The sequence below is a fragment of the Asticcacaulis sp. AND118 genome, from assembly GCF_020535245.1.
Taxonomy (GTDB): Bacteria; Pseudomonadota; Alphaproteobacteria; order Caulobacterales; family Caulobacteraceae; genus Asticcacaulis.
The window spans coordinates 771,320-794,665 of the sequence record NZ_CP084910.1 but is presented as its reverse complement, the minus strand read 5'-3'; the positions used below and the strand labels follow the sequence as shown (position 1 = coordinate 794,665).

Annotated in this window: 30 protein-coding genes; 17 read left to right on the top strand and 13 right to left on the bottom strand. The window is 63.8% G+C overall.

Going from position 1 to position 23,346, the window contains the following annotated elements:
* Nucleotides 1-46 precede the first annotated feature (46 nt).
* Entirely contained in the window at nt 47-916 is an 870-nt protein-coding gene (locus LH365_RS03800) for a RimK family alpha-L-glutamate ligase (RefSeq protein WP_226744876.1), read from the top strand.
* Here the strand turns inward: LH365_RS03800 and nth are convergent.
* Both nth and LH365_RS03790 read right to left on the bottom strand, forming a co-directional pair.
* Complete coding sequence (gene nth / locus LH365_RS03795; protein ID WP_226744875.1) at nt 913-1,551, bottom strand: endonuclease III; 639 nt, start codon at nt 1,549-1,551, stop codon at nt 913-915. The genes LH365_RS03800 and nth overlap by 4 nt on opposite strands.
* Nucleotides 1,544-1,879 (bottom strand): phosphoribosyl-ATP pyrophosphohydrolase, encoded by a 336-nt coding sequence (locus LH365_RS03790; RefSeq protein ID WP_226744874.1) that lies wholly within the window; start codon nt 1,877-1,879, stop codon nt 1,544-1,546. The genes nth and LH365_RS03790 overlap by 8 nt, the downstream gene beginning before the upstream one ends.
* 79 nt (nt 1,880-1,958) lie before the next feature.
* Here LH365_RS03790 and LH365_RS03785 point away from each other — a divergent pair, with 79 nt between their 5' ends.
* From LH365_RS03785 to LH365_RS03775, 3 genes are read left to right on the top strand one after another with little or no spacing between them, the layout of a single operon-like run.
* Complete coding sequence (locus LH365_RS03785) at nt 1,959-2,429, top strand: low molecular weight protein-tyrosine-phosphatase (protein WP_226744873.1); 471 nt, start codon at nt 1,959-1,961, stop codon at nt 2,427-2,429.
* 39 nt (nt 2,430-2,468) lie between these two features.
* Nucleotides 2,469-2,759, top strand: coding sequence for a DUF3144 domain-containing protein (locus LH365_RS03780; protein ID WP_226744872.1), 291 nt, complete (start codon nt 2,469-2,471; stop codon nt 2,757-2,759).
* A 9-nt stretch (nt 2,760-2,768) separates the two neighbouring features.
* Nucleotides 2,769-3,065, top strand: a complete 297-nt coding sequence (locus LH365_RS03775) for a DUF3144 domain-containing protein (protein ID WP_226744871.1) — start codon at nt 2,769-2,771, stop codon at nt 3,063-3,065.
* A 165-nt stretch (nt 3,066-3,230) separates the two neighbouring features.
* Here LH365_RS03775 and hslU read toward each other — a convergent pair whose 3' ends face one another.
* From hslU to LH365_RS03750, 5 genes are read right to left on the bottom strand one after another with little or no spacing between them, the layout of a single operon-like run.
* On the bottom strand, nt 3,231-4,529 hold the full coding sequence (gene hslU, locus LH365_RS03770) for an ATP-dependent protease ATPase subunit HslU (protein WP_226744870.1): 1,299 nt from the start codon (nt 4,527-4,529) through the stop codon (nt 3,231-3,233).
* Complete coding sequence (locus LH365_RS03765) at nt 4,526-5,020, bottom strand: GNAT family N-acetyltransferase (protein WP_226744869.1); 495 nt, start codon at nt 5,018-5,020, stop codon at nt 4,526-4,528. Before LH365_RS03765 ends, hslU begins: the two co-directional genes overlap by 4 nt.
* The gene (locus LH365_RS03760) at nt 5,020-5,526 is read right to left on the bottom strand and encodes a GNAT family N-acetyltransferase (protein WP_226744868.1); all 507 of its coding nucleotides are present in this window, start codon (nt 5,524-5,526) and stop codon (nt 5,020-5,022) included. Before LH365_RS03760 ends, LH365_RS03765 begins: the two co-directional genes overlap by 1 nt.
* Entirely contained in the window at nt 5,523-6,074 is a 552-nt protein-coding gene (hslV, locus tag LH365_RS03755) for an ATP-dependent protease subunit HslV (protein WP_226744867.1), read from the bottom strand. Before hslV ends, LH365_RS03760 begins: the two co-directional genes overlap by 4 nt.
* 23 nt (nt 6,075-6,097) lie before the next feature.
* Nucleotides 6,098-6,847: a YoaK family protein gene (locus tag LH365_RS03750; protein WP_226744866.1), complete on the bottom strand. Its 750-nt coding sequence runs from the start codon at nt 6,845-6,847 to the stop codon at nt 6,098-6,100.
* Nucleotides 6,848-6,952: 105 nt separating this feature from the next.
* Between LH365_RS03750 and LH365_RS03745 the strand changes: the two genes are divergently transcribed.
* From LH365_RS03745 to LH365_RS03710, 8 genes are all read left to right on the top strand, one after another.
* Nucleotides 6,953-7,720 carry a molybdopterin-synthase adenylyltransferase MoeB gene (locus tag LH365_RS03745; protein WP_226744865.1) on the top strand — a complete coding sequence of 256 codons (768 nt, stop codon included), beginning with the start codon at nt 6,953-6,955 and terminating at the stop codon, nt 7,718-7,720.
* Entirely contained in the window at nt 7,713-8,138 is a 426-nt protein-coding gene (locus tag LH365_RS03740; protein WP_226744864.1) for an MAPEG family protein, read from the top strand. The genes LH365_RS03745 and LH365_RS03740 overlap by 8 nt, the downstream gene beginning before the upstream one ends.
* On the top strand, nt 8,135-8,497 hold the full coding sequence (locus LH365_RS03735; protein WP_226744863.1) for a cytochrome c family protein: 363 nt from the start codon (nt 8,135-8,137) through the stop codon (nt 8,495-8,497). Before LH365_RS03740 ends, LH365_RS03735 begins: the two co-directional genes overlap by 4 nt.
* Nucleotides 8,498-8,588: 91 nt before the next feature.
* Complete coding sequence (gene rlmN / locus LH365_RS03730) at nt 8,589-9,803, top strand: 23S rRNA (adenine(2503)-C(2))-methyltransferase RlmN (protein WP_226744862.1); 1,215 nt, start codon at nt 8,589-8,591, stop codon at nt 9,801-9,803.
* Between the two features lie 175 nt (nt 9,804-9,978).
* Nucleotides 9,979-10,437: a DUF350 domain-containing protein gene (locus LH365_RS03725; RefSeq protein ID WP_107873669.1), complete on the top strand. Its 459-nt coding sequence runs from the start codon at nt 9,979-9,981 to the stop codon at nt 10,435-10,437.
* A 69-nt stretch (nt 10,438-10,506) separates the two neighbouring features.
* Nucleotides 10,507-11,334: a serine protease gene (locus tag LH365_RS03720; protein WP_226744861.1), complete on the top strand. Its 828-nt coding sequence runs from the start codon at nt 10,507-10,509 to the stop codon at nt 11,332-11,334.
* 136 nt (nt 11,335-11,470) lie between these two features.
* The gene (locus LH365_RS03715; RefSeq protein WP_226744860.1) at nt 11,471-12,118 is read left to right on the top strand and encodes a DNA-3-methyladenine glycosylase; all 648 of its coding nucleotides are present in this window, start codon (nt 11,471-11,473) and stop codon (nt 12,116-12,118) included.
* 97 nt (nt 12,119-12,215) lie between these two features.
* The gene (locus LH365_RS03710; RefSeq protein ID WP_226744859.1) at nt 12,216-12,665 is read left to right on the top strand and encodes a hemerythrin domain-containing protein; all 450 of its coding nucleotides are present in this window, start codon (nt 12,216-12,218) and stop codon (nt 12,663-12,665) included.
* A gap of 40 nt (nt 12,666-12,705) precedes the next feature.
* On the opposite strand, the gene acs is transcribed toward LH365_RS03710, so the two are convergent.
* A complete protein-coding gene (gene acs, locus LH365_RS03705) occupies nt 12,706-14,652 on the bottom strand; it encodes an acetate--CoA ligase (RefSeq protein WP_226744858.1) in 1,947 nt (648 codons plus the stop codon).
* A gap of 162 nt (nt 14,653-14,814) precedes the next feature.
* Between acs and LH365_RS03700 the strand changes: the two genes are divergently transcribed.
* Nucleotides 14,815-15,561, top strand: coding sequence for a creatininase family protein (locus LH365_RS03700; RefSeq protein ID WP_226744857.1), 747 nt, complete (start codon nt 14,815-14,817; stop codon nt 15,559-15,561).
* Between the two features lie 11 nt (nt 15,562-15,572).
* Here the strand turns inward: LH365_RS03700 and LH365_RS03695 are convergent, their stop codons facing one another.
* Genes LH365_RS03695 through tsaD form a run of 5 tightly spaced genes read right to left on the bottom strand, consistent with a single transcriptional unit; the run spans nt 15,573 to nt 18,638 of the window.
* On the bottom strand, nt 15,573-15,860 hold the full coding sequence (locus LH365_RS03695) for a type II toxin-antitoxin system RelE/ParE family toxin (protein ID WP_226744856.1): 288 nt from the start codon (nt 15,858-15,860) through the stop codon (nt 15,573-15,575).
* Nucleotides 15,853-16,095 (bottom strand): type II toxin-antitoxin system ParD family antitoxin, encoded by a 243-nt coding sequence (locus LH365_RS03690; protein WP_226744855.1) that lies wholly within the window; start codon nt 16,093-16,095, stop codon nt 15,853-15,855. Before LH365_RS03690 ends, LH365_RS03695 begins: the two co-directional genes overlap by 8 nt.
* A gap of 39 nt (nt 16,096-16,134) precedes the next feature.
* Nucleotides 16,135-16,464, bottom strand: a complete 330-nt coding sequence (locus LH365_RS03685) for a Rieske 2Fe-2S domain-containing protein (RefSeq protein ID WP_226744854.1) — start codon at nt 16,462-16,464, stop codon at nt 16,135-16,137.
* Nucleotides 16,465-16,491: 27 nt separating this feature from the next.
* The gene (locus LH365_RS03680; protein ID WP_226744853.1) at nt 16,492-17,508 is read right to left on the bottom strand and encodes an NAD(P)H-dependent glycerol-3-phosphate dehydrogenase; all 1,017 of its coding nucleotides are present in this window, start codon (nt 17,506-17,508) and stop codon (nt 16,492-16,494) included.
* A complete protein-coding gene (tsaD, locus tag LH365_RS03675; RefSeq protein WP_226744852.1) occupies nt 17,505-18,638 on the bottom strand; it encodes a tRNA (adenosine(37)-N6)-threonylcarbamoyltransferase complex transferase subunit TsaD in 1,134 nt (377 codons plus the stop codon). Before tsaD ends, LH365_RS03680 begins: the two co-directional genes overlap by 4 nt.
* A gap of 348 nt (nt 18,639-18,986) precedes the next feature.
* Here tsaD and hemC point away from each other — a divergent pair, with 348 nt between their 5' ends.
* The 4 genes from hemC (at nt 18,987) to LH365_RS03655 (ending at nt 23,279) form a co-directional block, all read left to right on the top strand.
* The gene (gene hemC / locus LH365_RS03670) at nt 18,987-19,931 is read left to right on the top strand and encodes a hydroxymethylbilane synthase (protein ID WP_226744851.1); all 945 of its coding nucleotides are present in this window, start codon (nt 18,987-18,989) and stop codon (nt 19,929-19,931) included.
* A gap of 110 nt (nt 19,932-20,041) precedes the next feature.
* Nucleotides 20,042-20,725, top strand: coding sequence for a uroporphyrinogen-III synthase (locus tag LH365_RS03665; protein WP_226744850.1), 684 nt, complete (start codon nt 20,042-20,044; stop codon nt 20,723-20,725).
* Between the two features lie 14 nt (nt 20,726-20,739).
* A complete protein-coding gene (locus LH365_RS03660) occupies nt 20,740-21,735 on the top strand; it encodes a COG4223 family protein (RefSeq protein ID WP_226744849.1) in 996 nt (331 codons plus the stop codon).
* The gene (locus LH365_RS03655; RefSeq protein ID WP_226744848.1) at nt 21,732-23,279 is read left to right on the top strand and encodes a heme biosynthesis protein HemY; all 1,548 of its coding nucleotides are present in this window, start codon (nt 21,732-21,734) and stop codon (nt 23,277-23,279) included. Before LH365_RS03660 ends, LH365_RS03655 begins: the two co-directional genes overlap by 4 nt.
* Nucleotides 23,280-23,346: the final 67 nt, after the last annotated feature.

Below are 23,346 nucleotides of genomic sequence, written 5' to 3'. Positions count from 1 at the left end.
TATTTGCGGTGTCTTTGCGCAAAAACCGCTCGCGGAGCAAGCGAAAATGAAAAAGTCCCTTCTGATACTCACCCCCAATCCGGCGCATCCGTCACACCACGGACGCTGGCCCGCCGTGCTCGATGCCTACCGCGCCGCCTTTGCCGGGTTCGAGGTCCACGCACAGCCGTGGTCGGAGCCGTTGACGGAAGGATACGATCTGGTTCTGCCGCTGGTGGCCTGGGGCTATCACAATGCGCCGGACGATTTCCGCCGGGCGCTGGCCTATATCAAAGCGAAGGGGCACCGCCTGCTCAATCCGCCTGAAATCGTGAGCTGGAATGTCGACAAGTCCTATCTGCGCGATCTGGCCGAAGGCGGCATCCGCATCGTGCCGACCCTGTTTGCCGATGCTTTGACGCCGGACGTGCTGAGCCGCGCCCGCGCCGATTTCGGACAGAACGCGCTGGTGCTCAAGCCGCGCATCTCGGCCGGAGCGAAAAAGACCCTCGTCTGGGAAGGCGCGGACGTACCCGCCGAGGCCCCGCAAGCCGACGCCATGCTTCAGCCCTTTATGCCGGCTATCCAGTCGGAAGGCGAATGGTCGCTGATCTTCTTCGGCGGCGATTTCAGCCATGCGGTGCTCAAGACGCCCAAGCCCGGCGACTTCCGGTCTCAGCCCGATTACGATGCGCACCTGCGCGTGCAGACCCCGCCGGTCGCCGCCGTTGAACTGGCCTATCAGACGCTGGAATATGTGGGCCAGACCCTGCTCTATGCGCGTGTGGACATGGTGCGCAACGCAGCCGGCGCGTTCTGTCTGATGGAGTTGGAACTGATCGAGCCCGATCTATATCTAAAATACGAGGACGCCGCGCCGGCCCGCCTGAGCCATGCCGTCGAGCATGCGCTGGGGCTGTGCGGGCATCATCACTAGCCTACGCCGATCTTCGGGCATAGGTCTTCGACGATGCAGGCCATGCACTTCGGATTGCGCGCCGTGCAGGTATAGCGCCCGTGCAGGATCAGCCAGTGGTGCGCCCGCGTCAGCCATTTGCGCGGGATGACGGTCATCAGTTCGGCTTCGACCTTATCCGGCGTATTGGCCGCAAGGTCGACGATCCCCAACCGGTGCGAAACGCGATAGACGTGCGTATCGACCGCAATGGCCGGCTTGATGTCCAGTTCGTTGAGTACCACCGACGCCGTCTTGTTGCCGACGCCCGGCAAACTCAGCAGGTCAGCGCGATTGAGCGGCACCTGTCCGTCAAAACGGCTGATCAGGATACGGCACATCTCCCTGACATTCTTTGCCTTGTTGCGATAAAGGCCGATGGAGGAAATCATCTGCATCAGGCGCTCTTCGCCCAGGTCCAGCATGGCCTGCGGCGTGTCGGCTACGGCGAACAAAGGCGCGGTGGCCTTGTTGACCGCGACATCGGTCGTCTGGGCCGACAAGGCCACGGCCACCGTCAGGGTAAAAGGATTGGTGAAGTTCAGTTCGGTCTTGGGTTCCGGTTTGTCGGCCTCGAAGCGCTCGAACAGCTTTTTGACGGCGGCGGCGCTACGCATGGTTTTCCGCCGCCATAACCGCTTCCCATTTCAGCCATTTCTCGGCGATGGCGGCGTTGAGGTCGATGCCTTCGGCGCGCGCCATCAGCAACGTCATGCAGATGAGGTCGGCCATCTCCATCGCCACCTCGTGCTTCGCCGCCCCGGCGTCGCGGCGCGAACGGCCGGTCATGGCCAGATAGGCCTGGGTCAGTTCGCCCATCTCCTCCTGCATTTTCAGCAGGTGCCAGTCGCCCCGACGGTCGATGCCATAGACGCGCTCATAGCGGTCGGAAATGGCCTGAAGGCGGTCGATAAAGGGCTCAAGTTCGGGAAGGGGCGCGGTCATGCCCGTATTGTGAAATGATTTCAGCGGCCCCGCAAGACACGCCTTGCGAGGGAAGCGGCCACTGGGCTAAGCGTTTCCCATGATCTCTATTCTTTTTGTCTGTCTGGGTAATATCTGTCGTTCGCCTCTGGCTGAGGGATTGCTGCGTCATCACGTCGATCAAGCCGGGCTGACCGATCGCTTTCTGATCGATTCCGCCGGTACGGGCGGCTGGCATAAGGGAGAGTGTCCGGATCGACGCTCCATCGCCGTTGCCGCGCGCTATGGCGTCGATATTTCCGCCCAGTGCGCGCGTCAGCTTCACCGCGACGACTTCTATCGCTTTGATCTGATCTTCGGCCTCGACCGCGATAATGTGCGCAATATCCGTCACATGGCGCCCGGCGATGCTACGGCGAAGGTTGCGCTCTATCTCGATGAGGCGCTGGGTCTGACAAAGGACGTGCCCGACCCCTACTACGGCGACGACCGCGATTTCGAAGCCGTCTATCGCCTGTGCGACCAAGCCTCGGCGGCGCTCATGGCGAAGTTGACAAACCCGGCGGCGTAAAGCCAGATACCGCAACAGTTACATTAAAAGGAGTATTGCGTGGCCCAAGTCACCAATCAGCGTTTCGGTGAAATGATCGTCGAGCATATCGAAGTCGGCAACAAACACCTGCCCGAAAGCGAGCCGGGCGTGGCCGGCGCCGCCATGATGCAGGCCGCCGCGCGTTTCAACGCTTATGTATCCTCGACCCAGTTCGTCAGCAGCCGCATCATGCTGCAGAACAAGGACGCGCATATCGAGCACTATCTGCGTTTGTACAAGCAGTACCTCGAAGAGCAGTACACCGACTACGCCACCAATTTCGACGCCTACACCAACCGCCCGCGGTAAGCCAAACACATGACCACCCATACCGTTCCCGTCGAAGTTTTTCGCCAGATGGCGGCCGACCACATTGACCTGACCAACAAACACGCCAACGACACCAATATCGGCGAGGCCGGCGGTGCGGCGCTGCAGGGCGCGGCGCGCTATGCCGCCTTTACGTGCGCGGCGCAAAGCGCGGACAAGACGCAGTTCCTGGCGGCGCGCAAGCTCAATGTCGATCAGTTGACGGCGCAGTTCCGCGACCTGTTGCTGGCGCACTACGATGAGTTCGGCGACAATTACGAAACCTATATGGGTAGCAAGACATAAAAGAAGCCCCGGAACGTCCGGGGCTTTTTCTTTTCATCCGCCCCTGTAGCGAAGCGTACGGGGGAGGTGGATGCGAAGCGGACGAAGGGGGGCATTCTTTGCGTAACTTGCCCCACCCACCGCTTCGCGGTCCCCCCTCCCCGCTATGCAGGGAGGGATGTAAGATCAGAGAATATACCGGCTCAGGTCGGCGTCCCCGGCTACCTCGCCCAGCCGTTCGCGCACATAGGCGGCATCGATGGTCACGGTCTGGCCCGACTGATCGGCGGCGGTGAAGCTCAGCTCCTCCATCACCCGCTCGATAATGGTGTGCAGACGGCGTGCACCGATGTTTTCGACCTTGGCATTGACCTGCGCCGCCGCGGCGGCCATTTCGGCGATCGCGCCGTCCTCGAAGGCCAGCGTCACCCCTTCGGTGGCCATCAGCGCCTGATTCTGTTTGATCAGATTGGCTTCGGGCTCGCTGAGGATGCGCCGGAAATCGTCCTGCGTCAGGGCCTTCAGCTCCACACGGATCGGCAGACGGCCCTGTAATTCCGGCAGCAGGTCCGACGGCTTGGCGACGTGGAAAGCCCCCGACGCGATGAACAGGATATGGTCCGTCTTCACCGGCCCGTACTTGGTCGACACCGTCGTGCCTTCGATCAGCGGCAGCAGGTCGCGCTGGACGCCTTCGCGTGAGACATCGGCCCCGCCGCGCTCGGATTTCGAGGCCACCTTGTCGATTTCATCGAGGAAGACGATGCCTTCCTGCTCCGCAAGGGTCAGGGCCTCCCGCGACACGGCTTCCTGATCGAGCAGTTTTTCGGACTCTTCGGACAACAGGATCGGCTGGGCGGCGGCAACCGTCAGGCGCACCGTCTTCTGACGCCCGCCCATGGCCTTTTGCAGCATTTCGCCCAGATTGATCTGGTTGCCCGGCTGTCCCGGAATTTCGAAGGCCCCGATCGCGCCGCCCGTATCGGTGACGGTGATGTCGATTTCCTTGTCGTCCAGTTCGTTATTGCGCAGGCGCTTGCGGAAGCTGTCGCGCGTCGCCGGCTGCGCGCCCGGCCCGACCAGCGCATCGAGCAGACGTTCTTCCGCCTGAGCTTCGGCCTTGGCGCGCACGCCCTGACGGCTCTTGTCCTTGACCATAAGGATGGCCGCTTCGACCAGGTCGCGCACGATCTGTTCGACGTCGCGGCCGACATAGCCGACCTCGGTGAACTTGGTCGCCTCGACCTTGATGAAGGGCGCCTGAGCCAGCTTGGCCAGACGGCGCGCGATCTCGGTCTTGCCCACACCCGTCGGCCCGATCATCAGGATGTTTTTCGGCGTGATCTCGTCGCGGATCGAGGCATCGGTCTGTTTGCGCCGCCAGCGGTTACGCAGCGCCACAGCCACGGCCTTTTTCGCATCGGCATGGCCGATGATGTGACGGTCGAGTTCGGAGACGATCTCACGCGGGGAAAAGGTGGTCATTCGGGTTTGCATTCCATAAGTAGACTGGGGCCCCATGCCGGGCTGATCACTTCCCCATATGGGGCGAAACCCGCCTTTTGGTAGGCCCGGATGGCGCGGGCGTTTTTCGGATGCGGGTCGGTAACCACGCAGGGCGCACCTTCGGCAAAGAGCTGCTCGACGCGCTGACGGATGAAGGCGGGCCCGTGGCCGATGCCGACCATATCGGCCTCGCCGATGATCTGGTCGATGCCGCGCGTACCTGGCGGGCGGTCGAAGAAGTGATGCTGCGGGTCGAGATGCGGCGTATAGTCCTGCATATAGGCGAAGGGCCGCCCCTCAAACGAGACGATCCACGCCCTCACCTCGTCTTCGGTGAGGATATCCTCATCAAGCGGCTCAGAAGGACCGCCCGTACCGTCGATCCACCATTCGGCGACGTGCGGACGCGCGATCCAGTCGTTGACCAGCGCAATGTCTTCAGCCGTCAGACGACGGAATTCATAGGCCATCAGGCGTTCAGTTCCGGCGTACGCTGCATCAGGGCCAATCCGCCGCACGGGGTCAGCCCGACGGAGACGAAACCCGCTTTTTCGCAGCAACGCATGGCCGCCAGATTGGCGGTCTGAGGGGCGACGCGCACGCACAGCGCCCCCTTCTTGAACATCCCATTGCTGATCTGGGTCAGGACCTGGGTGCCGATCCCCTCCCCCAGCAGCGAGGCGTCCCCGATGAACATGTCGATCAGGAACGTGCCTTTGGGCGAGTCCGAATGGCAGGGGCTGCCAGGTTCATGGTCGGGGTGGCATTCGTAGGACTGGGTATAGCCCGCGGGCTTGCCGTTCCATTCGAACAGCCAGGCCGTGGCATTGGCCGCGCCGATATAGGCCAGCGCGTCTTCGACTGCATCTTCGGCGGTCTGCCCCTCATTCACCCACCATTGGCGGACATGGGGCGAGGACATCCACAGCAGCAGACGTCCGGCATCGTTATCGGTCAAAGGACGGAAGGAGATCACGCTTCCAGTTTCTCCAGAGTGACACTGTGGTTGGTGTAAACGCAGATATCGCCCGCGATCTTCATGGCCTTGCGCGCGATGACCTCGGCATCGGGCTCGTACTCCAGAAGCGCGCGCGCCGCCGACAGCGCGTAGGTGCCGCCGGAACCGATGGCCGCCACGCCGTCTTCGGGCTCAAGCACATCGCCGACCCCGGTGATGGTCAGGATGTGGTTCTTGTCGCCCACCAGCAGCATGGCCTCCAGCCGGCGCAGATAGCGGTCGGTGCGCCAGTCCTTGGCCAGATCGACGCAGGCCCGCGCCAGTTGGTCCGGATAGAGTTCCAGCTTGGCCTCCAGCCGCTCCAGAAGCGTGAAGGCGTCGGCCGTCGCCCCGGCAAAGCCGACAATCACCTTGCCGCCGGCCAGAGTTCTGACCTTTTTCGCGCCGCCCTTGACGATGGTCGGGCCCATCGAAACCTGACCGTCACCGGCGATGACCGTCTTGCCGTTCTTGCGCACGGCCACGATGGTGGTGCCGTGCCAGTTGGGGAAATTGTTGTCCGTCATAAAAACTAATTGGCGGTTTCCGTTTAGGCTTTCAAGCCCCGTCGGCGTTTTTGCCGGGACAAGTCGTCCAGCATGGGCACCAGAGCGATCAAACCCAGTAAAATCGACACCGGCAGCACCGTCACGAAGCCCAGATGACTGAAGCCGAAAGCGCCTGCCAAACCGCCCACCGTAAAGGCCGAAAGCAGCGACAGAAGGAGTCGCGCCTTTTTCGGATGAAAGCGCGCGTCGGCATGCGTCGCACGACCGAACAGGAAGCGCCCGGCCTCGATCCCCAGATCGGTAATGATGCCCGTCATATGGGTGGTGCGAATTTCCGCGTGCGACAGCTTGGTCATCAGGCTGTTCTGCAGGCCCATCAGATAGCACAGCAGCCCGATGGTCAGCGGCAGGCTCAGGGCGATGTCGCCGATCAGCCCGGCGGCCAGCAGTCCAAAGACCAGCAGCAACAGCGCCTCCAGCCCCAGGGTCAGCGCGAATTCCGAATGCAGCCGCTTCAGCCGCGCCCAGTTCACCAGCAGGCTGGAGGTCACCGCCCCCAGAAAGAAACACAGCACATAGGTCAGCGCCAGCACCGCCGGGCCAAAGGTCTCCAGCACCATGTCGTCAGCAAAAGACGCCACCATGCCCGACATGTGCGAGGTATAGACGCCGACGGCCAGAAAACCCCCGGCATTGACCGCCCCGGCGACAAAGGCCAGGGTGACGCCCAGCCGCGCATCGCCCGTTTCCGAGCGCCGTTTGCCGCTGATCTGCCTGATGGTCCGCCGCATCGAATATCCTTTGTATCTGTGCGGAATTATAGACGTCCGCCTGTTAATCACAAGCGAACAGAACAGGGCTGGCGAGGCGGCGCGACGCCCTTTATATCTGAGGCCATGTCCCTGCCCGACCTGCCCCCCCATCTGACCGACGACGATCTTGACCGCTATGCCCGGCACATTGTGCTGAAAGAGATCGGCGGCATGGGGCAACGCCGTCTGAAGGCTGCAAAGGTGCTGATCGTCGGTTTGGGCGGCATAGGCGCCCCGGCAGCGCTTTATCTGGCGGCGGCGGGTATCGGCACGCTGGGCCTGCTCGATGACGACACGGTCAGCCTGTCCAATCTGCAAAGACAGGTCCTGTACGCCACCGGCGATGTGGGCGCCTCTAAGGCCGAGGTAGCGAAGGCGCGCCTGTCCGCCCTCAACCCGGCAGCCGCATTGAATCTGCACTCCGTGCGTCTCACCGCCGATAATGCGGCGGAAATCATCGGCGGCTACGACATCGTGCTGGATGGCTGCGATAATTTCGAGACGCGCCATCTGGTCAACCGCATCTGCATGGCATGGGGCAAGACGCTGGTGTCCGGTGCGCTTGGCCGTTTCAGCGGTCAGGTGGCGGTGTTCAGGGGCGCGCCCTGCTATCACTGTTTCGTGCCGGATATTCCGCCCGATGCCGAAACCTGCGAACGTGTGGGGATCGTCGGCGCTCTGGCCGGGATTATCGGCGCGATGTGCGCGCTGGAGGTCGTGAAACTGGTCGCCGGCGCGGGCGAACCGCTGCTCGGCAAGCTGCTGATCTTCGACGGCCTGTCTATGACCTCGCGCGTCATTGCCCTGCCGCCGGAGCCGGACTGCCCGATCTGTGGAGACGACCATGATTGAGCTGACGACGGATCAACTGTTTCTGCTGCCGTTTCTGGGGCATTTTGCGCTGGTGGCCGGGCTCTATGTCTGGCTGACCTGGGAGCGCCAGACCGCCCTGCGCAAGGGCGAGATCAAGGCCTCGGCCTTCGTCAACGCCAATGCCGATCCGGAGCGCTCGAAGCGGGTGGCGCGCAACCTGTCCAATCAGTTCGAACTGCCGGTCTTTGCCCTGTTTGCCGCCGCGATCATCTATCAGTCCGGCCGCATCGAAGAGATCGACATCGCCGCCGCGTGGCTTTTCCTTGTCGGGCGGCTCATCCATACGGTCGTGCAGACCCTGACCACCGATGTGCCCCTACGCGGCATGGTCTTCATGATCAACTTCATCGCCGTCGTGGTGCTGATGGGGCGCGTGGCGCAAGGGGTGTTTTTGTGAGAACAGCGCTGATCCTGACGGGGCTTCTTGTGGCGTCGGGCACGCACGCTCAAACCTCGGCAGCCTCCGGCGAAGACCTGTTCGAGCGCTATTGCGCGAGTTGTCATGAGGTCACGGCCAGCAACGGTCAGGGCCCGTCGCTTGAGCGCGTCGTCGGTCGTCAGGTGGCGAGCGTTGCGGGATTCGCCTACTCCCCCGCCCTCAGGGCCGTCGGCGCCAAGGGTCTGCGCTGGGACGCCGCGCATCTGGATCGATTTCTGAGCGATCCGTCAAAGCTCTATCCCGGCACTACCATGCCGCAATCGGTGTCCAAACCTGAAAACCGTAAGGCGATCATTGCCTATCTCAAGGCGCAGTAGATTTGATCCGCGAAATTAGACATCCCGCACATTTTCCTGTATAGCCCCGCCTTCCGCTCCCCGCATCTGTGCCTTTTCTGAGAGTCCATCCGTGGCCTATACGCTCGACCTGTCCGCCAAACCCGCCGCGCCCGCTAAGGTCAACATTACCGGGCTGACGCGCGACGGCCTGATCGCGGCGTTGAAAGAGTCCGGCGTGGTCGAGGAGCGCAAGGCCAGGATGCGCGCCCAGCAAATCTGGCGCTGGGTGCACCATTACGGCTTCACCGATTTCGACAAGATGACCGATATCGGCAAGGATCAGCGCGGTCCGCTGGCCGAAGTCTTCACCCTTGCCCGTCCCGAAGTCGTCGAGCGTCAGGTGTCGAAAGACGGCACGCGCAAGTGGCTGATCCGCATGGCGCCGGGCATCGAGGTCGAAACGGTCTACATTCCCGATGTCGGCCGTTCGGGCGCGCTGTGCGTCTCGTCGCAGGTCGGCTGCACGCTCAACTGTTCCTTCTGCCACACCGGCACGCAGCGTCTGGTGCGCAACCTGACCGCCGCCGAAATCGTAGCCCAGGTGCAGGTGGCGCGCGACGATCTGGGCGAATGGCCGTCGCCCAAGGAAGACCGCCGCCTGTCCAACATCGTCTTCATGGGCATGGGCGAGCCGCTGTATAATCTCGACAACGTCGCCGACGCCATCGACATCATCTCCGACAACGAAGGCATCGCCATTTCGCGCCGCCGCATCACCGTCTCGACGTCGGGCGTGGTGCCGGAACTGGACGCGTTGGGCAAGCGCACGGCGGCCATGCTGGCCATTTCGCTGCACGCGACCAATGACGAGCTGCGCGATGTGCTGGTGCCGATCAACAAGAAGTACCCGCTGAAGGACCTGATGGCCGGCATCCGCGCCTATCCGGACCTATCGAACGCCCGCCGCGTCACCTTCGAATATGTGATGCTCAAGGGCGTGAACGACAGCCCCGCCGAAGCGCGCGCCCTGATCAACCTGATCAAGGGCATCCCGGCCAAGATCAACCTCATCCCGTTCAATCCGTGGCCGGGCACCGACTATCAGTGCTCGGACTGGAAGTCGATCGAGTCCTTCGCCGCCATTCTCAACAAGGCCGGTTACGCCTCGCCCATCCGCACGCCGCGCGGGCGCGACATCCTCGCCGCCTGCGGTCAGTTGAAGTCCGAAAGCGAGAAGGTGCGCGCCAGCGTTCTGCGCAGGAACGGGCAGGCGGAAACGGCCCAGAATGAGACGGATGCGGTCGAAACGGAACTGCCCTACGGCCATCTGGCTTCCGGCATGTAGGATTTCGTCAATCTGGCCGTAAAAAACGGTCACATTTTCGGCCTTGATCTTGCAGCACACCCGATACAATACTCACCGTCCGTGCGGGACCACGGGCGTTTTTTACTTGTCGCGCATCTTATTCCAAATCGCGTTGCACTTTTGGGGATGCGCTTCAACGGGGGCTTTGATCGGCATGATACCGGATTTCCTCAATCTCGATTTTCTGGTGCCGGACGTTCTGCGTCCCGAAGTGCAGGCCTTCGCCGCCGGCTTCCCGGTCACCCTGCTGCACGCCGGTGCCACCCTGCTCATGCTGCTCATCGGCGCGGTGATCTATTCGATCCTGACGCCCTATAAGGAAATCCAGCAGATCCGCGACGGCAATTCCGCCGCTGCGGTCGCCTATGGCGGCGTGATCATTGGCCTGGCCGTGCCGCTGTGTGCGTCCATGTCGGCCTCGACCTCGGTGCGCGAAATCCTCATCTGGGGCGGCGCGACGGTCCTGCTGCAACTGTTTGTCTTCCGTCTGGTCGACTTCCTGCTGGCCGGCCTGCCGCAGCGCATCGATGAGGGCGAAGTTTCCGCCGCCGTCCTGCTGGTGGCAGGCAAGCTGGCCGTCGCCCTGATCCTCGCCGCCGCCGTCGCCGGCTAAGGCGGAGGGTTTTTCAGATGCCTTCCCTGATCCAAAAGCCGGCCACCTCTTTTTGGGAGAAGGCATAGCATGGCCCTCATACCCGACTGGCTGCTCTACGGTTCGGCGGTGGCGCTGATGGTCATCGTGCCCGGTCGCTGGGCCGACAAGTCGATGTCGCCGCCCGCCCCGCCGCCGCCCAGCCCCGGCGAGGCGGCCCTATTCGCCACCTATTCGCCCTTCTCGCACAACGAAGTCATCAGCCTGCCGCTGATGAACGATATCGATTATCGCGGCACGGCCTTTTCGGTGTCGAAGTCGGGCGAGTGGGTGCTGGCCCGCGAAAGCATCCGTAACTGCCGTTACCCCTTCCTCAATCTGGGGGGCAATCTGGCCGTGCGCATCCGCGTCCAGTACAAGCGCAGCCTCGACAACTACGTGCTGGCGGTGACCGAAAGCGGCGCGCGCCCCCTGCCCTTCGCCGACCCCAAGACGATCAAGCCGGGTATGCGCGGCTTCATGCCAGGCTTCCCGCACGATCAGGTGGGTGAAGCCACCGGTCGCCTGATCGGCGAGACCAAGCTCAAGACCGGCAAGCGGTTCGAGTCGCCGGAGACGGTTCTGGCCTGGGCCGAAGCCGGCCACACGGAGGACATTTCCGGCAGCCTCAACAAGCTTCTGGGCGGCCCGACCCTCGATGCCCAGTCGCAGGTCATCGGCATCACGCTGAAGACCAAGCCGCGCCGCGGCCGCCTCTATTCCTCGACGCCGGCCACTTTGGCCAAGATCGGTCATACGCCGTCGCGCACCTACGATTTCGAGCATGAGGACCTGCTGACGCGGCGCAATTACGGCATCGTCTCGGATACGCTGCGTCGCGACTACCGGGTGGCGCAGGTCGGCTGCATCCAGAGCTAACCCAAGCGCATCCCCAAAAGTGTGAAGCGGTTTTGGGGTCAGATGCGCGACCCCAAAAGCCTGAAACTGTCAGTAGTGAACAGCACCGCAATATTCGGGAAGTGACGCACGGGCGCATCCGTGTAAGTCTCGGCCCATGATAACCGGTGATCTTGTCCCCCTCGAACGCGCCCATATGGCCGCCCTGGCCGAAGCCGATCCGGCGCTGGTGCCCCTGTTCGCCACGGTGGGCGACCTCAACTTCCGCCACCGCGCCGACGGCTTCGAGGGCCTGCTGCGCCTGATCGTCGAACAGCAATTGTCGGTCAAGGCCGCCGACTCCATCTGGCAGAAGGTGCGCGGCGGCCTGGTGGACGTCCTGCCCGCCAGACTGCTGGCCCTGTCGGACGAAGCGCTGCGCGGTCATGGCCTGTCGCGGCCCAAGGTCAGATATGCGCGCATTCTGGCCGAAGCCGTCCACGACCGTTCGGTCGATTTCGCCCATGTGCGGGGTCTCGACATCGAAGACGCCATCACGCACCTGACGGCGCTGAAAGGTATCGGCCGCTGGACGGCGGAGGTCTATCTGATGTTCTGCGAAGGCCGTCTCGACATCTTTCCTACCGGCGATATCGCGCTGCGCGAAGCCGTCGGCTGGCTCGACGGCCTCGACGCCCGCCCGGACGAAGCCTATTGCCGGACGCGCGCGATGCGCTGGGCGCCCTACCGCTCGGTTGTGTCGCACGCTCTGTGGGGCTGGTACGGCGCGGTCAGGCGCGGCGAGGCCAACCGGTCTTTTAACTAAACTTACCTTCGGCTTACGCTGGATTGAGGGTGCGCCATATCGTCCTTACACCGTCCATGAAATGCTCCGCTCTCAAAATAAAAAGGAGCCGAGGACCATGGATATCTACAACTATATCAAGAAAGACCACCGGCGGTTCGAAAAGCTGATGGATCAGGTCGCCGACGCGCCGGACGATCGCACGCGCCTGTCGCTGTTTCGCACGCTGAAGGCCGAACTGGTCATTCACGCCAAGGCCGAGGAGCAGAGCTTCTATCTGGCCATGGACAAGGCCACGCGCTCAAAGGCCGTGGAAAAGAAGCTCGATCACACCAACGAAGAGCATGACGAGATCGAAAAGATTCTCGAACGGATTTCGACGGCGACGACATCGAGCGACGAGTGGATGATCGCTTTCGGGGAACTTAAACACGCCTGCGCGCATCACTTCGAGGAGGAGGAAGGCAGCCTGTTCGAAAAGGCCAAGAGCTACTTCGACGCCGCCAAGGCCCGGCAACTGGCCAAGGATATGGACGCCCTCAAGAAGGATATGATGGCGGATGCATGATCAAAAAGAAGCCCCGGAGCAGTCCGGGGCTTCTTTTTTATTACAGGCCCGCGCCCTTCACGAGGTCCGCCACCACAGACGGATCGGCCAGGGTCGAGATATCGCCCAGATTAGCCACATCACGTTCGGCAATCTTGCGCAGGATACGGCGCATGATCTTGCCTGAGCGTGTTTTGGGCAGGCCCGGCGCCCACTGGATGACGTCCGGCGAAGCAATCGGGCCGATTTCGCGGCGAACCCAGTTGCGCAGTTCGGTCTTCAGTTCGTCGGTGGGCGTCGCTCCCTTCACCAGCGTGACGTAGCAGTAGATGCCCTGGCCCTTGATGTCGTGCGGGAAGCCGACCACCGCGGCTTCGGCCACGGCATTGTGCGCCACCAGCGCGCTTTCGACCTCGGCGGTGCCGAGACGGTGACCGGAAACGTTCAGCACGTCATCCACGCGACCGGTGATCCAGTAATAGCCGTCCTCGTCGCGGCGTGCACCGTCGCCGGTGAAGTATTTGCCGGGATAGGTCGAGAAGTAGGTCTCGATGAAACGCTGATGGTCGCCGAAGACCGAACGCATCTGACCCGGCCACGAGTCGCAGATACACAGATTGCCTTCGGTCGCGCCGGTCAGCACCTTGCCCTCATTATCGACCAGACAGGCCTCGATACCCGGCAGCGGCCGGGTCGCCGAACCCGGCTTGAGCGCCGTCGCGCCCGGCACCGGCGTGATCAGATGGCCGCCCGTCTCGGTCTGCCACCAGGTGTCGACGATGGGGCAGTTCGCGTTGCCGACGACGCGGTGATACCACAGCCAGGCTTCCGGATTGATCGGCTCGCCCACCGAGCCCAGCAGGCGCAGCGACTTGCGCGAGGTCTTGAGCACCGGCGCATCGCCTTCGCGCATCAGGGCGCGGATGGCCGTCGGCGCAGTGTAGAAGGTCGTCACCTGATGCTTGTCGATCACTTCCCAGAAGCGCGACACAGTGGGGTAGTTCGGCACGCCTTCGAAGATCAGCGAGGTGGCGGCATTGGCCAGCGGGCCATAGACGACATAGGAATGGCCGGTCACCCAGCCGACATCGGCGGTGCACCAGTAGACGTCGCCTTCGTGCCAGTCGAAGACGGTCTTGAACGTATAGGCCGCCCAGGAGAGATAGCCGCCGGTGGTGTGCAGTACGCCCTTGGGCTTACCCGTAGAGCCCGATGTATAGAGGATGAACAGCGGGTCTTCGGCGTTCATCGGCTCCGCCGGGCAGTCGGCGCTCAGGGTTTCCAGTTCCGGATCGACGCACAGATCGCGTCCGTCATGGCTCAGCGAACAGCCATTGCCGGTGACGAAGACCTGCTTCACGCCGGGGCATTGCAGCAGGGCCAGATCGGTATTGGCCTTGAGTGGGATCGACTTGCCGCCGCGACGGCCTTCGATGGTGGTGACGACGTATTCCGACTGACAGTCATTGATGCGGCCGGCCAGACTGTCGGGCGAGAAGCCGCCGAAAACCACCGAATGTACGGCGCCGATGCGCGCGCAGGCCAGCATGAAATAGGCCGCTTCCGGGACCATCGGCATGTAGATGGTGACGCGGTCGCCCTTCTTCACGCCATATTTTTTCAACAGGTTGGCGCGCTTGCCGACGGCTTCGGCCAGTTGAGCATAGGTGACGGTATAGGAATCGCCCGGTTCGTCGCCCTCGAAAATAAAGGCCACCGTATCGGCCTTGTGCGGCAGGTGGCGGTCGATGCAGTTGGTCGCGACGTTCAGTTGGCCATCGTGGAACCAGCGGATACGGAAATCCTCCCGGTTGAAGGAGACATCCTTGACCTGCGTGAAGGGCTTCACCCAATCCAGCGCCTCGCCCAGAGTGCGCCAGTGCGCCCACGGATCGGACGTCACCAGATCGTTTTGCGCCTTAAGGTCCGCCGCCGTCACGCTATGGGCGCGCGGGTAGGTGGCCGGCACCGGAAAGAGATTCGTATTGTTCAGCGTATCGACCGTCATGGCGTCCTCACACATATTCTTGCTTATCTGCCGTAGAGATAAGACGCCTCCACGGCCCTGTCGAGCCAGCCAACCACAATTTGATTGGCCGTGAAACTTGGCAATAGGTCGTATATTGCCTATCTGCATGGAACCCTATTTTGACCGTTCTGTGAGGCCGCCATGCATCTCGCCCATTCCACCTGGCCGGAAATCGAGGCCCGCCTCCAGACCTCGAAGACGGTCATCATCCCTATCGGATCGAACGAGCAGCACGGCCCGATGGGGTTGCTCGGCACCGACTGGCTGTGCCCGGAAATCATCGCCCATGCCGCGGAAAAGGAAGGCGATATTCTGGTCGCCCCGACCTTCAATATCGGCATGGCGCAGCACCATCTTGGCTTTCCGGGGACGATCTCGCTGCGCCCCTCGACCTTCATGGCCGCAATCGAGGACTGGGTAAAGTCGCTTGGCCGACATGGCTTTGAGCGCATCTATTTCCTCAACGGCCACGGCGGCAATGTCGCCTCTATCGAAGCCGCCTTTTCGGAAATTTACAGCCAATGGTCATGGAAGGGTACGCGCTGTCCCTTCGCGCTGAAATTGTCGAACTGGTGGGATCTGCCGGGCATCATGCCCCTTTGTGCGCGCCTCTTTCCCACAGGCCACGGCAGCCATGCCACGCCCTCCGAGATCGCCCTGACCTGGGCCGCCTATCCCGAAGCCGTGCGCGACGTGCCGATGGACCCGCCGATTGCGCCGAACGGCCCCATCCGCGACGCGCTCGACTATCGTGCGCGCTTTCCCGACGGACGCATCGGCTCGGACTCGTCGCTCGCTAGCATCGAACTGGGGCGTCAGATCCTTGAGGCCGCGGTCCCGGCGTTGTTGAAGGATATTGCGAAGTTCGAAGCAGAGGAACGGCCCTAAACTGCCACTGACTAAAGATTGATCTCGACATCCATGCGCTGATGCAGAACGCGAACGATTTCGAGTCCATTGTCCAACCGATAATAGATGATATGTGAGCCGCAGGCATATTTCAGGTAGCCCACCCTCACTACGACGGGTTTGCCATTTCGTCGGCCCGATGCCAGATCGTCAAACGCCGTCATCAACAACCGCGTATAGCGATCTGCCTGATCGACCGACCATTGCGTGCGGCTATATCGCCAGATATCGGCGAGATCGGCACGCGCCGCCGGTCGAAGGCGATAGGTCTCAGCCATGATCGGCGCGCATCTCTTTCAGAAAGGCTTCACCGTCAAAGGCTTCGGCAACGCCGGACTGTTCGCCTTCGATCAGCGCCTGCTGCAACGCCTTGATCTTGGCCTCATGTTCTTCGAGCAGCCGCAATCCGGCGCGCACCACATCGGACGCCGAGCCATAGCGGCCCTCTTCGACCTGCGTGGCGATAAATCTGGTGAAATGTTCCCCCAGAGACATGGAAGTCGTGCGCGTCATAACGATACTCCTGCTGTACCAAATATTAGCACAGCAGTATTAGATCGTCACCACTTCATCGCCGCGGCGCTCGACCGGCCAGGCTTCCAGATGATCGCCGGCGCAGGGACCGCCAATGCACAGTCCGTTTTCCTTGAGGAACGACGCGCTGTGCCATGAGCAGACGATCACGTCCTGCTCGCGCGTTTGATAGTGCGCGCCGTCCAGATCGTCTTCGGCCAATCCGCCACCCAGAGGCATGCCGCTGTGCGGGCAGGCATCGACATAGCCGCGCGGCAGATAGTCATCGAGGACCACAAAGCCGAAAAAGCCGTTCTTGCGGTACAGGACCGTGCCGGTCTCCCGCAGCGCCGCCCAGGTGCAGATCACGGTGCCGGCCGGCGGCGCGACCACGGCCTAACGTTCCGTCTTCAGCGGACGCGACATCAGTTCGCCGATGGCCTCGTCCACGCTGGCCTCGCCCGACAGGATGGTCGCGACCATGTTGCAGATCGGCAGATCGACGCCGAGCTTTTCGCCCAGATGCTTGACCGCCGGGGCCGACTCCACCCCTTCGGCGACCGAAATCTTGCCTTCCAGCGCTTCGGCCAGCGTCTTGCCGCCGCCCAGCGCCAGACCGACGCTCATATTGCGCGATTGCGGCGACGAACACGACAGGACCAGATCGCCCATGCCGCACAGCCCGCCCAGGGTCTCGGCTTCCGCCCCCAGCGCCACGGCCAGTCGCGTCATCTCGGCAAAACCGCGCGTGATCAGGGCCGCGTGCGCCGAACGCCCCAGCCCCTTGCCTTCGGAAATCCCGCAGGCGATGGCCAGCACGTTCTTCAGCGCGCCACCGGCCTCGGCGCCGATCATGTCGTCGATCAGGTACGGGCGGAAGGTTTGCGTCGCCAGAGTCGTGGAAATCCGTGCCCCAAGATCGGCATCCTTGCACGCCAGCGTCACCGCCGTCGGCAGGCCGCGCGCCACTTCGGCGGCGAAAGACGGCCCGGACAGCACGGCCGCGCGCGCCTGCGGCAGGGTCGCCGCCAGCACCTCGTTCATCAGGCAATCGCTGCCACGCTCGACGCCCTTGGCGCACAGCACGATCGGCAAGCCGTCGGTCACATAGGGCGCAAACGCCTTGAGCGAACCACGCATATGCTGGGCCGGCGGCACGGCGAGGATCAAGTCGCACCCTGCCAGATCGGCCAGATCGGCGGTCGCTTTCACTTCCGGCAACAATTCCCGGTCCGGCAGGTAGAGCGCATTGACGTGACGCGCATTGATCGATTCGGCCACTTCCGGTTCGCGGCACTGGATCAGCACCTCGCGCCCCGCACGGGCGGCGACCTGCGCCAGAGCCGTCCCCCAGGCCCCGGCTCCGATAATGCCCACCTTGTCAAAGGCTTTGGCGTGCGCGAATTGGGTCAAGCCTTGGCTCCCTTGCGTCCCGAATACTTGTGTATGGGTGCACTGACTGCGCGGCGCTCGTCAAGGGGCCAGCGCGGGCGGGCCAGCGCCGACAGGCCGTCACGGACCTGCTTTTCCCCATCATAATCGGGCGCGGCGCGCATTTCGGCAAAGCGTTCCAGCCCGGCCAGCGCAATCATCGCCGCATTGTCGGTGCAATAGGCGAGCGGCGGGGCGACAAACGCGAACCCATGCTTTTCAGCCAGGGCCGACAGTTCGGCGCGCACCGTCTTGTTGGCGGCGACCCCTCCGGCGACGACAAAGGCCGGACGCTCGACCTCGGTTTCCACCTTGAACGCCTGCATGGCGCGGTCGGAGCGTTCGACCAGTTGCCGCGCGATGGCCGCCTGCACCGAGGCGCACAGATCGGCGCGGTCCTGAGGTGTTTTGACCTGCTCCATGGCGATCTTGGCGGCAGCGGTTTTCAGACCCGAGTAGGAAAAATCGCAGTCTTTACGTCCCAGCAGCGCGCGTGGCAGCGTAAAGCGCGTGGCGTCGCCCTCGGCTGCCTCCGCCTCCAGCGCCGGACCGCCCGGATAGCCGAGGCCGAGACTCTTGGCGATCTTGTCGAAGGCTTCGCCCGCCGCGTCGTCGATCGTGGTCCCCAGCCGTTCGTAATTACCGACACCGCGCACGTGCAGAAGCTGGCAATGGCCGCCGGAGACCAGCAGCAGCAGGAAGGGAAACGTCACATCGTGCGTCAGGCGCACCGACAGGGCGTGCCCTTCGAGATGGTTGACCCCGATCAGCGGCAGACCGCGCGACAGGGCGAACCCCTTGGCGAAGCTTAACCCGACCATGACCCCGCCGATCAGGCCCGGCCCGGCGGTCGCGGCCACGGCATCGAGATCGTCCGCCGTCACGCCTTTTTCCGCGGCCTGCGCCAGGGCCAGCCGCGCCAGATCGTCGATGGTTTCGACGTGGCTGCGCGCGGCGATTTCCGGCACGACCCCGCCATAGGCGGCGTGCGCCACCACCTGCGAATGGATGACGGAAGACAGGACTTCGACCGCACCGTCGTCGCCGCGTCTCACCACAGAGACGGCGGTTTCGTCACAGCTCGATTCGATACCCAGTACGCATAAACTCATAAGTACCTTTCTCCTCCCCTGCGAAGCGGGGGAGATGGCGAGCCCGTCTCGCCGGAGGGGGCAAAACCGACGGAAGGGCCCCCTCCGTCCGCTTCGCGTCCACCTCCCCCGCTTCGCAGGGGAGGACGATTTCAACCTCAAAAGGCCAAATGGCCGCAGGTCAAGGGGCTTGCAACCCAAGGGACGAAATTTTAGGAAGAAGCAAACATGGAACGCGTTCTTTCTTGGCCCCCTCTCCCTTGAGGGAGAGGGCTGGGGTGAGGGGGGCGATCCGCGCCGACCTCCCCCTCATCCGGCCCTGTCGGGCCACCTTCTCCCTCAAGGGAGAAGGGAAAGTTTGGAAAGCTCATGACGGCACTTCTGAAAATCGGTACGCGCGGCTCGCGGCTGGCCACCACGCAATGCGGCTGGGTTCAGCGCCAGATCGTCGCCGCCCTCGGCCACGACCCCGCCCTGTCGCATGAGATCGCGCCGCTGGTCATCATCACCACGCAGGGCGACCGTATTCAGGACCGCCGTCTGATCGAGGCCGGCGGCAAGCAGCTTTTCACCAAGGAGATCGAGGACGCCCTGCTCAACGGCGAAGTCGATGTCGCCGTGCACTCGCTGAAAGACATGCCGGCCCAGGAAATCCCCGGCCTCAGCCTGTGCGCCTTCCCCGTACGCGAAGACCCGCGCGACGCCTTCGTCTCAGTCAAGTATCGCAGCTTCGAAGACCTGCCGCAGGGGGCCAAACTCGGCACCGCTTCGCTGCGGCGTCAGGCGCAGGCGCTGGCCGTCCGTCCGGACCTTGAGGTCGTCATGCTGCGCGGCAATGTCGATACGCGCCTGTCGAAGCTGGAGGCCGGGCATTGCGACGCGATCCTTCTCGCCGCCGCGGGGCTGAAGCGCATGGGCCTTGAGGCCCATATCAAGTCCTATATCGACCCCGACCTGTTCCCCTGCGCCCCCGGTCAGGGCGCGCTGGCGGTGCAATGCCGCACGGCGGATCTCGATCAGGAGTGGATCAGACGCCTGCACCACCCGCAAACCCATCTGCAAATTTCGGCCGAACGCGGCGCGCTGGAATCCCTCGAAGCCTCGTGCCGCACGGCGGTCGGCGCCTACGCCAAAATCGAAGACGATACCCTGACCCTGTTCGTCGAAGCCCTGACCGCCGACGGCAGGACCCGCTGGCAGCGTCGCGAAAGCCTCGCTTCGCCGACACCGGACACCGCCCGCGCGCTGGGCCTGCGGCTGGGGCAATCGATCCGCGACGAGGCGGGCGATCAACTGATCCAGTATATGGGCTAAATTTTTAGCTTTTTCACTGTAGAAAAAAGCGCCCGACTGGGCGTCGGTGCCCCTGCGCCGCACCCCCCCGGTTTTCTTAGATATTGGGGCCCGAACGCAGTGAGGTAGCCGTGAGCGAATTAATATGGATTACCCGCACCCAGCCGCAAGCCGAAGCCACCGCTGCGCGGGTGCGCGAGCGCGGGTTCGAAACGCTGGTCGATCCGTTGCTGGCCGTCGAAAACCTTACTCCCGCCATCGACGCGGCGCGCTACGACCACATCATCGCCACCTCGATCAACGGGCTCAGTTCCTTCACTACCCAGCACGTCAGCCGGCATCAGAGCGTCTGGGCCGTCGGCGACGCCACGGCGGACGCTGCGCGCCAAGCCGGCTTCACCAGGGTCCACAGTGCGGCCGGCGACGCCAAGGACCTGATCGCCCTCCTGCGCGCCATAGGCCCCGAAGGCCCCATCCTTTACCTGCGACCGGAAATCCCGGCGCAGGACCTGATGCGCGCCCTGTCCAGCCTCGACATCACCCCGGCGATCTACTACCGGACGGTCGGGCGCGACGCCCCCGAAGCCCGCGTACGCCTCAACGACATCACCCACGTCCTGCTGCATTCGCCGCGCGCCGCCGAAGCCTGCGCCCCCTACCTGACGGCGTCCGAGGCCACGGTCATCTGCATATCGGAGGCTACCGCCCAGCGGTTGCGTGAACACCTCAATTTCACTGGAAATTTACCCTCTGCGGGCCTAAACATAGAGGTGGCGGCTTCTCCGGACGAAGAGGCCCTGCTCGCGCGGCTTTAACTTAACGGACCGACATGACCGACGACTTCGCCCCGAACCCGATCCCTGCCGCGGCAGAACCGGAAAAGGCCCGCTGGGGGCGCGGTCCGCTGATCATCGCCTTCGCCTTCCCTATCGTATTCGTCGTGCTGGCGCTGGGCGTGCTGGGTTACGGCCTGATGAAAGAGGCGGCGCAGAAAAGCTTTGTCGGCGCGCTGCCGAGCGCCGCCGCCATTTCCGCCGACAGCGAAAAAGACTCCGAAATCGCCCGCCTGACCGCCGAACTGAACGCGCTGCGTGTGCGTCAGGCGCAAGCCGCCGTCGAAACCCCGCAAGGTCAGGGCTACGCTTCTGATCCCGTCGCCCTGTCGCGCCTCAGCGCCCGCCTCGATCGCCTCGAAGCCAATCAGCGCCTGCTGATTCAGGCCGCCGCCGCAGCGACTTCGGCCTCCGGTTTGCAACAGGCGGCCAAGGGGTCTCAGCCTTTCCTGTCCGAACTGGCCGACGTCGAGAAGAGCCTGACCGACACGGCGCTGGTCGCACCTCTGCGTCCGCTGGCGCAAAAGGGCGTCCCCAGCGAGATCGCTCTGGCGCTCAGCTTCCCCGAATTTGCCGCCAAGGCCCGCACCGCCGCCGGCGCCAAAACCGACGACAGCTTTCTGTCGCGCCTGTCGAACGCATTGGGCAGCCTGATCAGCATCCGCCGCGTCGATAGCGCCGCGCGCGGCCCCGACGCCCTGTTGCTACAGGCGCAAGGCCGTCTCGACGAAGGCGACCTCAACGGCGCGCTGAGCATGCTGGCCACCCTGCCCACTACCGCGCAAACCGCGCTCAAGCCGTGGCTGACCGACGCGCGCAACCGCGTGCTGGTCGACACCACCACCCGCCGCATCACGGTCGACGCCCTGAGCCGCCTCAGCCAGGCCAATTACAGCACGGCCAATGGCGCAGATTTGGCCACCGGTGGCGTCAACGTGGGCGCTGGCATCACGATTCAGCCGGAGACCGGCCGTCCGGAGATGGGCCTGTGATCCGCACCCTCCTGATCTTCCTCGGCGTCCTCATCCTTATCGCCGTCGCCTTCGCCGTCGCGGGCGACCCCGGCACGGCCACGCTGGTCTGGCTTGGCTATCGCATCGACACCCCGGCCGCCGCCGCGGTCATCGCCGTCGGCTTTCTTGCCTTCGCCGCCGTCTGTTTCTGGAACCTCGTCCTGTGGATGTCGCGCGCGCCTCAACGCGCCGAACGTCAGCGCGCCGCCGCCCGCCGCCGTCAGGGCGAAGAGACCCTGACGCGCGGTTTTATCGCCGTGGCCTCCGGTGACGGAGCCGAAGCCCGCCGCCACGCCGTGAAGGCCGTCGACCTGCACGACAATGTTGCCCTGGTGCGCATCCTCAACGCGCTGGCCGCCGACACCGCTAACGACCCGGCCGCCACCCGCGCCGCTTATTCGGCCATGCTGACCGTGCCGGAACTGAAGCTGGCCGGCCTGCGCGGCCTGATGAACCTCGCCATTTCCGAAGGCGACCGCGCCGAGGCCATCCGCCTCGCCGCCGAAGGCTATAACCAGCCCAAGCCCGCCATGTGGGCCTTCAAGACCCTGTTCGAAGCCCGGTCGACCGCCGGCGAATGGGCCGAAGCCCTCGACCTGGTCGAAGGCGCGCTGAACCGCAAGCTGGTCTCGCCGATCTTCGCCGAACGCGCCCGCGCCGCCCTGATGGCGGCCTCCGCCGCCCGTCTGGAGACCGCCCCGGAAGCGCAGATCCGTGAACAGGCGCTCGACTACGCCGTGCGCGCCGCCAAGCTCCAGCCCATGTTCGCCCCCGGCGCCGTCATCGCCGCGCGGCTTCTGGCCGCCCATAACAAGCTGGGCCGCGCCGAAGACGTGCTGGAAGCCGCCTACGCCGCCCAACCGCACCCCGCCATCTGGCTGGCCTACCGCGATCTGGTCAATGACGAGACGCCCAAGGACCGCGCCCGCCGCCTGCAAGGGCTGATCGACCGCAACCCGCAGCACCGCGAAAGCCGCCTGCTGGAGGTCGAACGGGCCGTGCTCAGCGGCGTGCGCGCCGATATCGAGCGCGCCACGGCGGCGCTTGAAGACGAACTGAGCGACGAACGCCTGACGCGCCGCCTGTGCGGCCTGATGGCCAAGGCGGCGCTGGCCGTTCAGGACGTGGACGGCGCACGCGGTTGGGTCGCCAAGGCGTCTCTGGCCAAGGCCGAGCCCGACTGGTCCGACCTCGATCCGGAAGGCAAGGCGTTTACCTACACGCCGTCGGACTGGACGGCGCTGGTGCTGGCCTATGCCGAAACCGGCGCGCTGGCCCACCCGCGCCACGAACGCGCGGACAAGTGCCTGCCCGACGTGCCCGACATGCCGACGCGCTACGTACCGTCCATGCCCTTCGTCAAGGCGGCGCAGAAGAAGACCGCGCCCGCGCCCCTGCCCGACAATCTGGCCCTCAGTCCCGACGGGTACGACGCCGCCATTGCCGGACACGACCTGGACGAGGCCGAAACCGTGGCCCCGACGCCCAAGCCGCGCACCCGCAAGGCAAAACCCACAAAATAATTGCACAGTCAGGCCGCGGAGCCCTTGCCAAACTGGTATGGGAGCCTGTAAACAGCGCTCTCCGAAC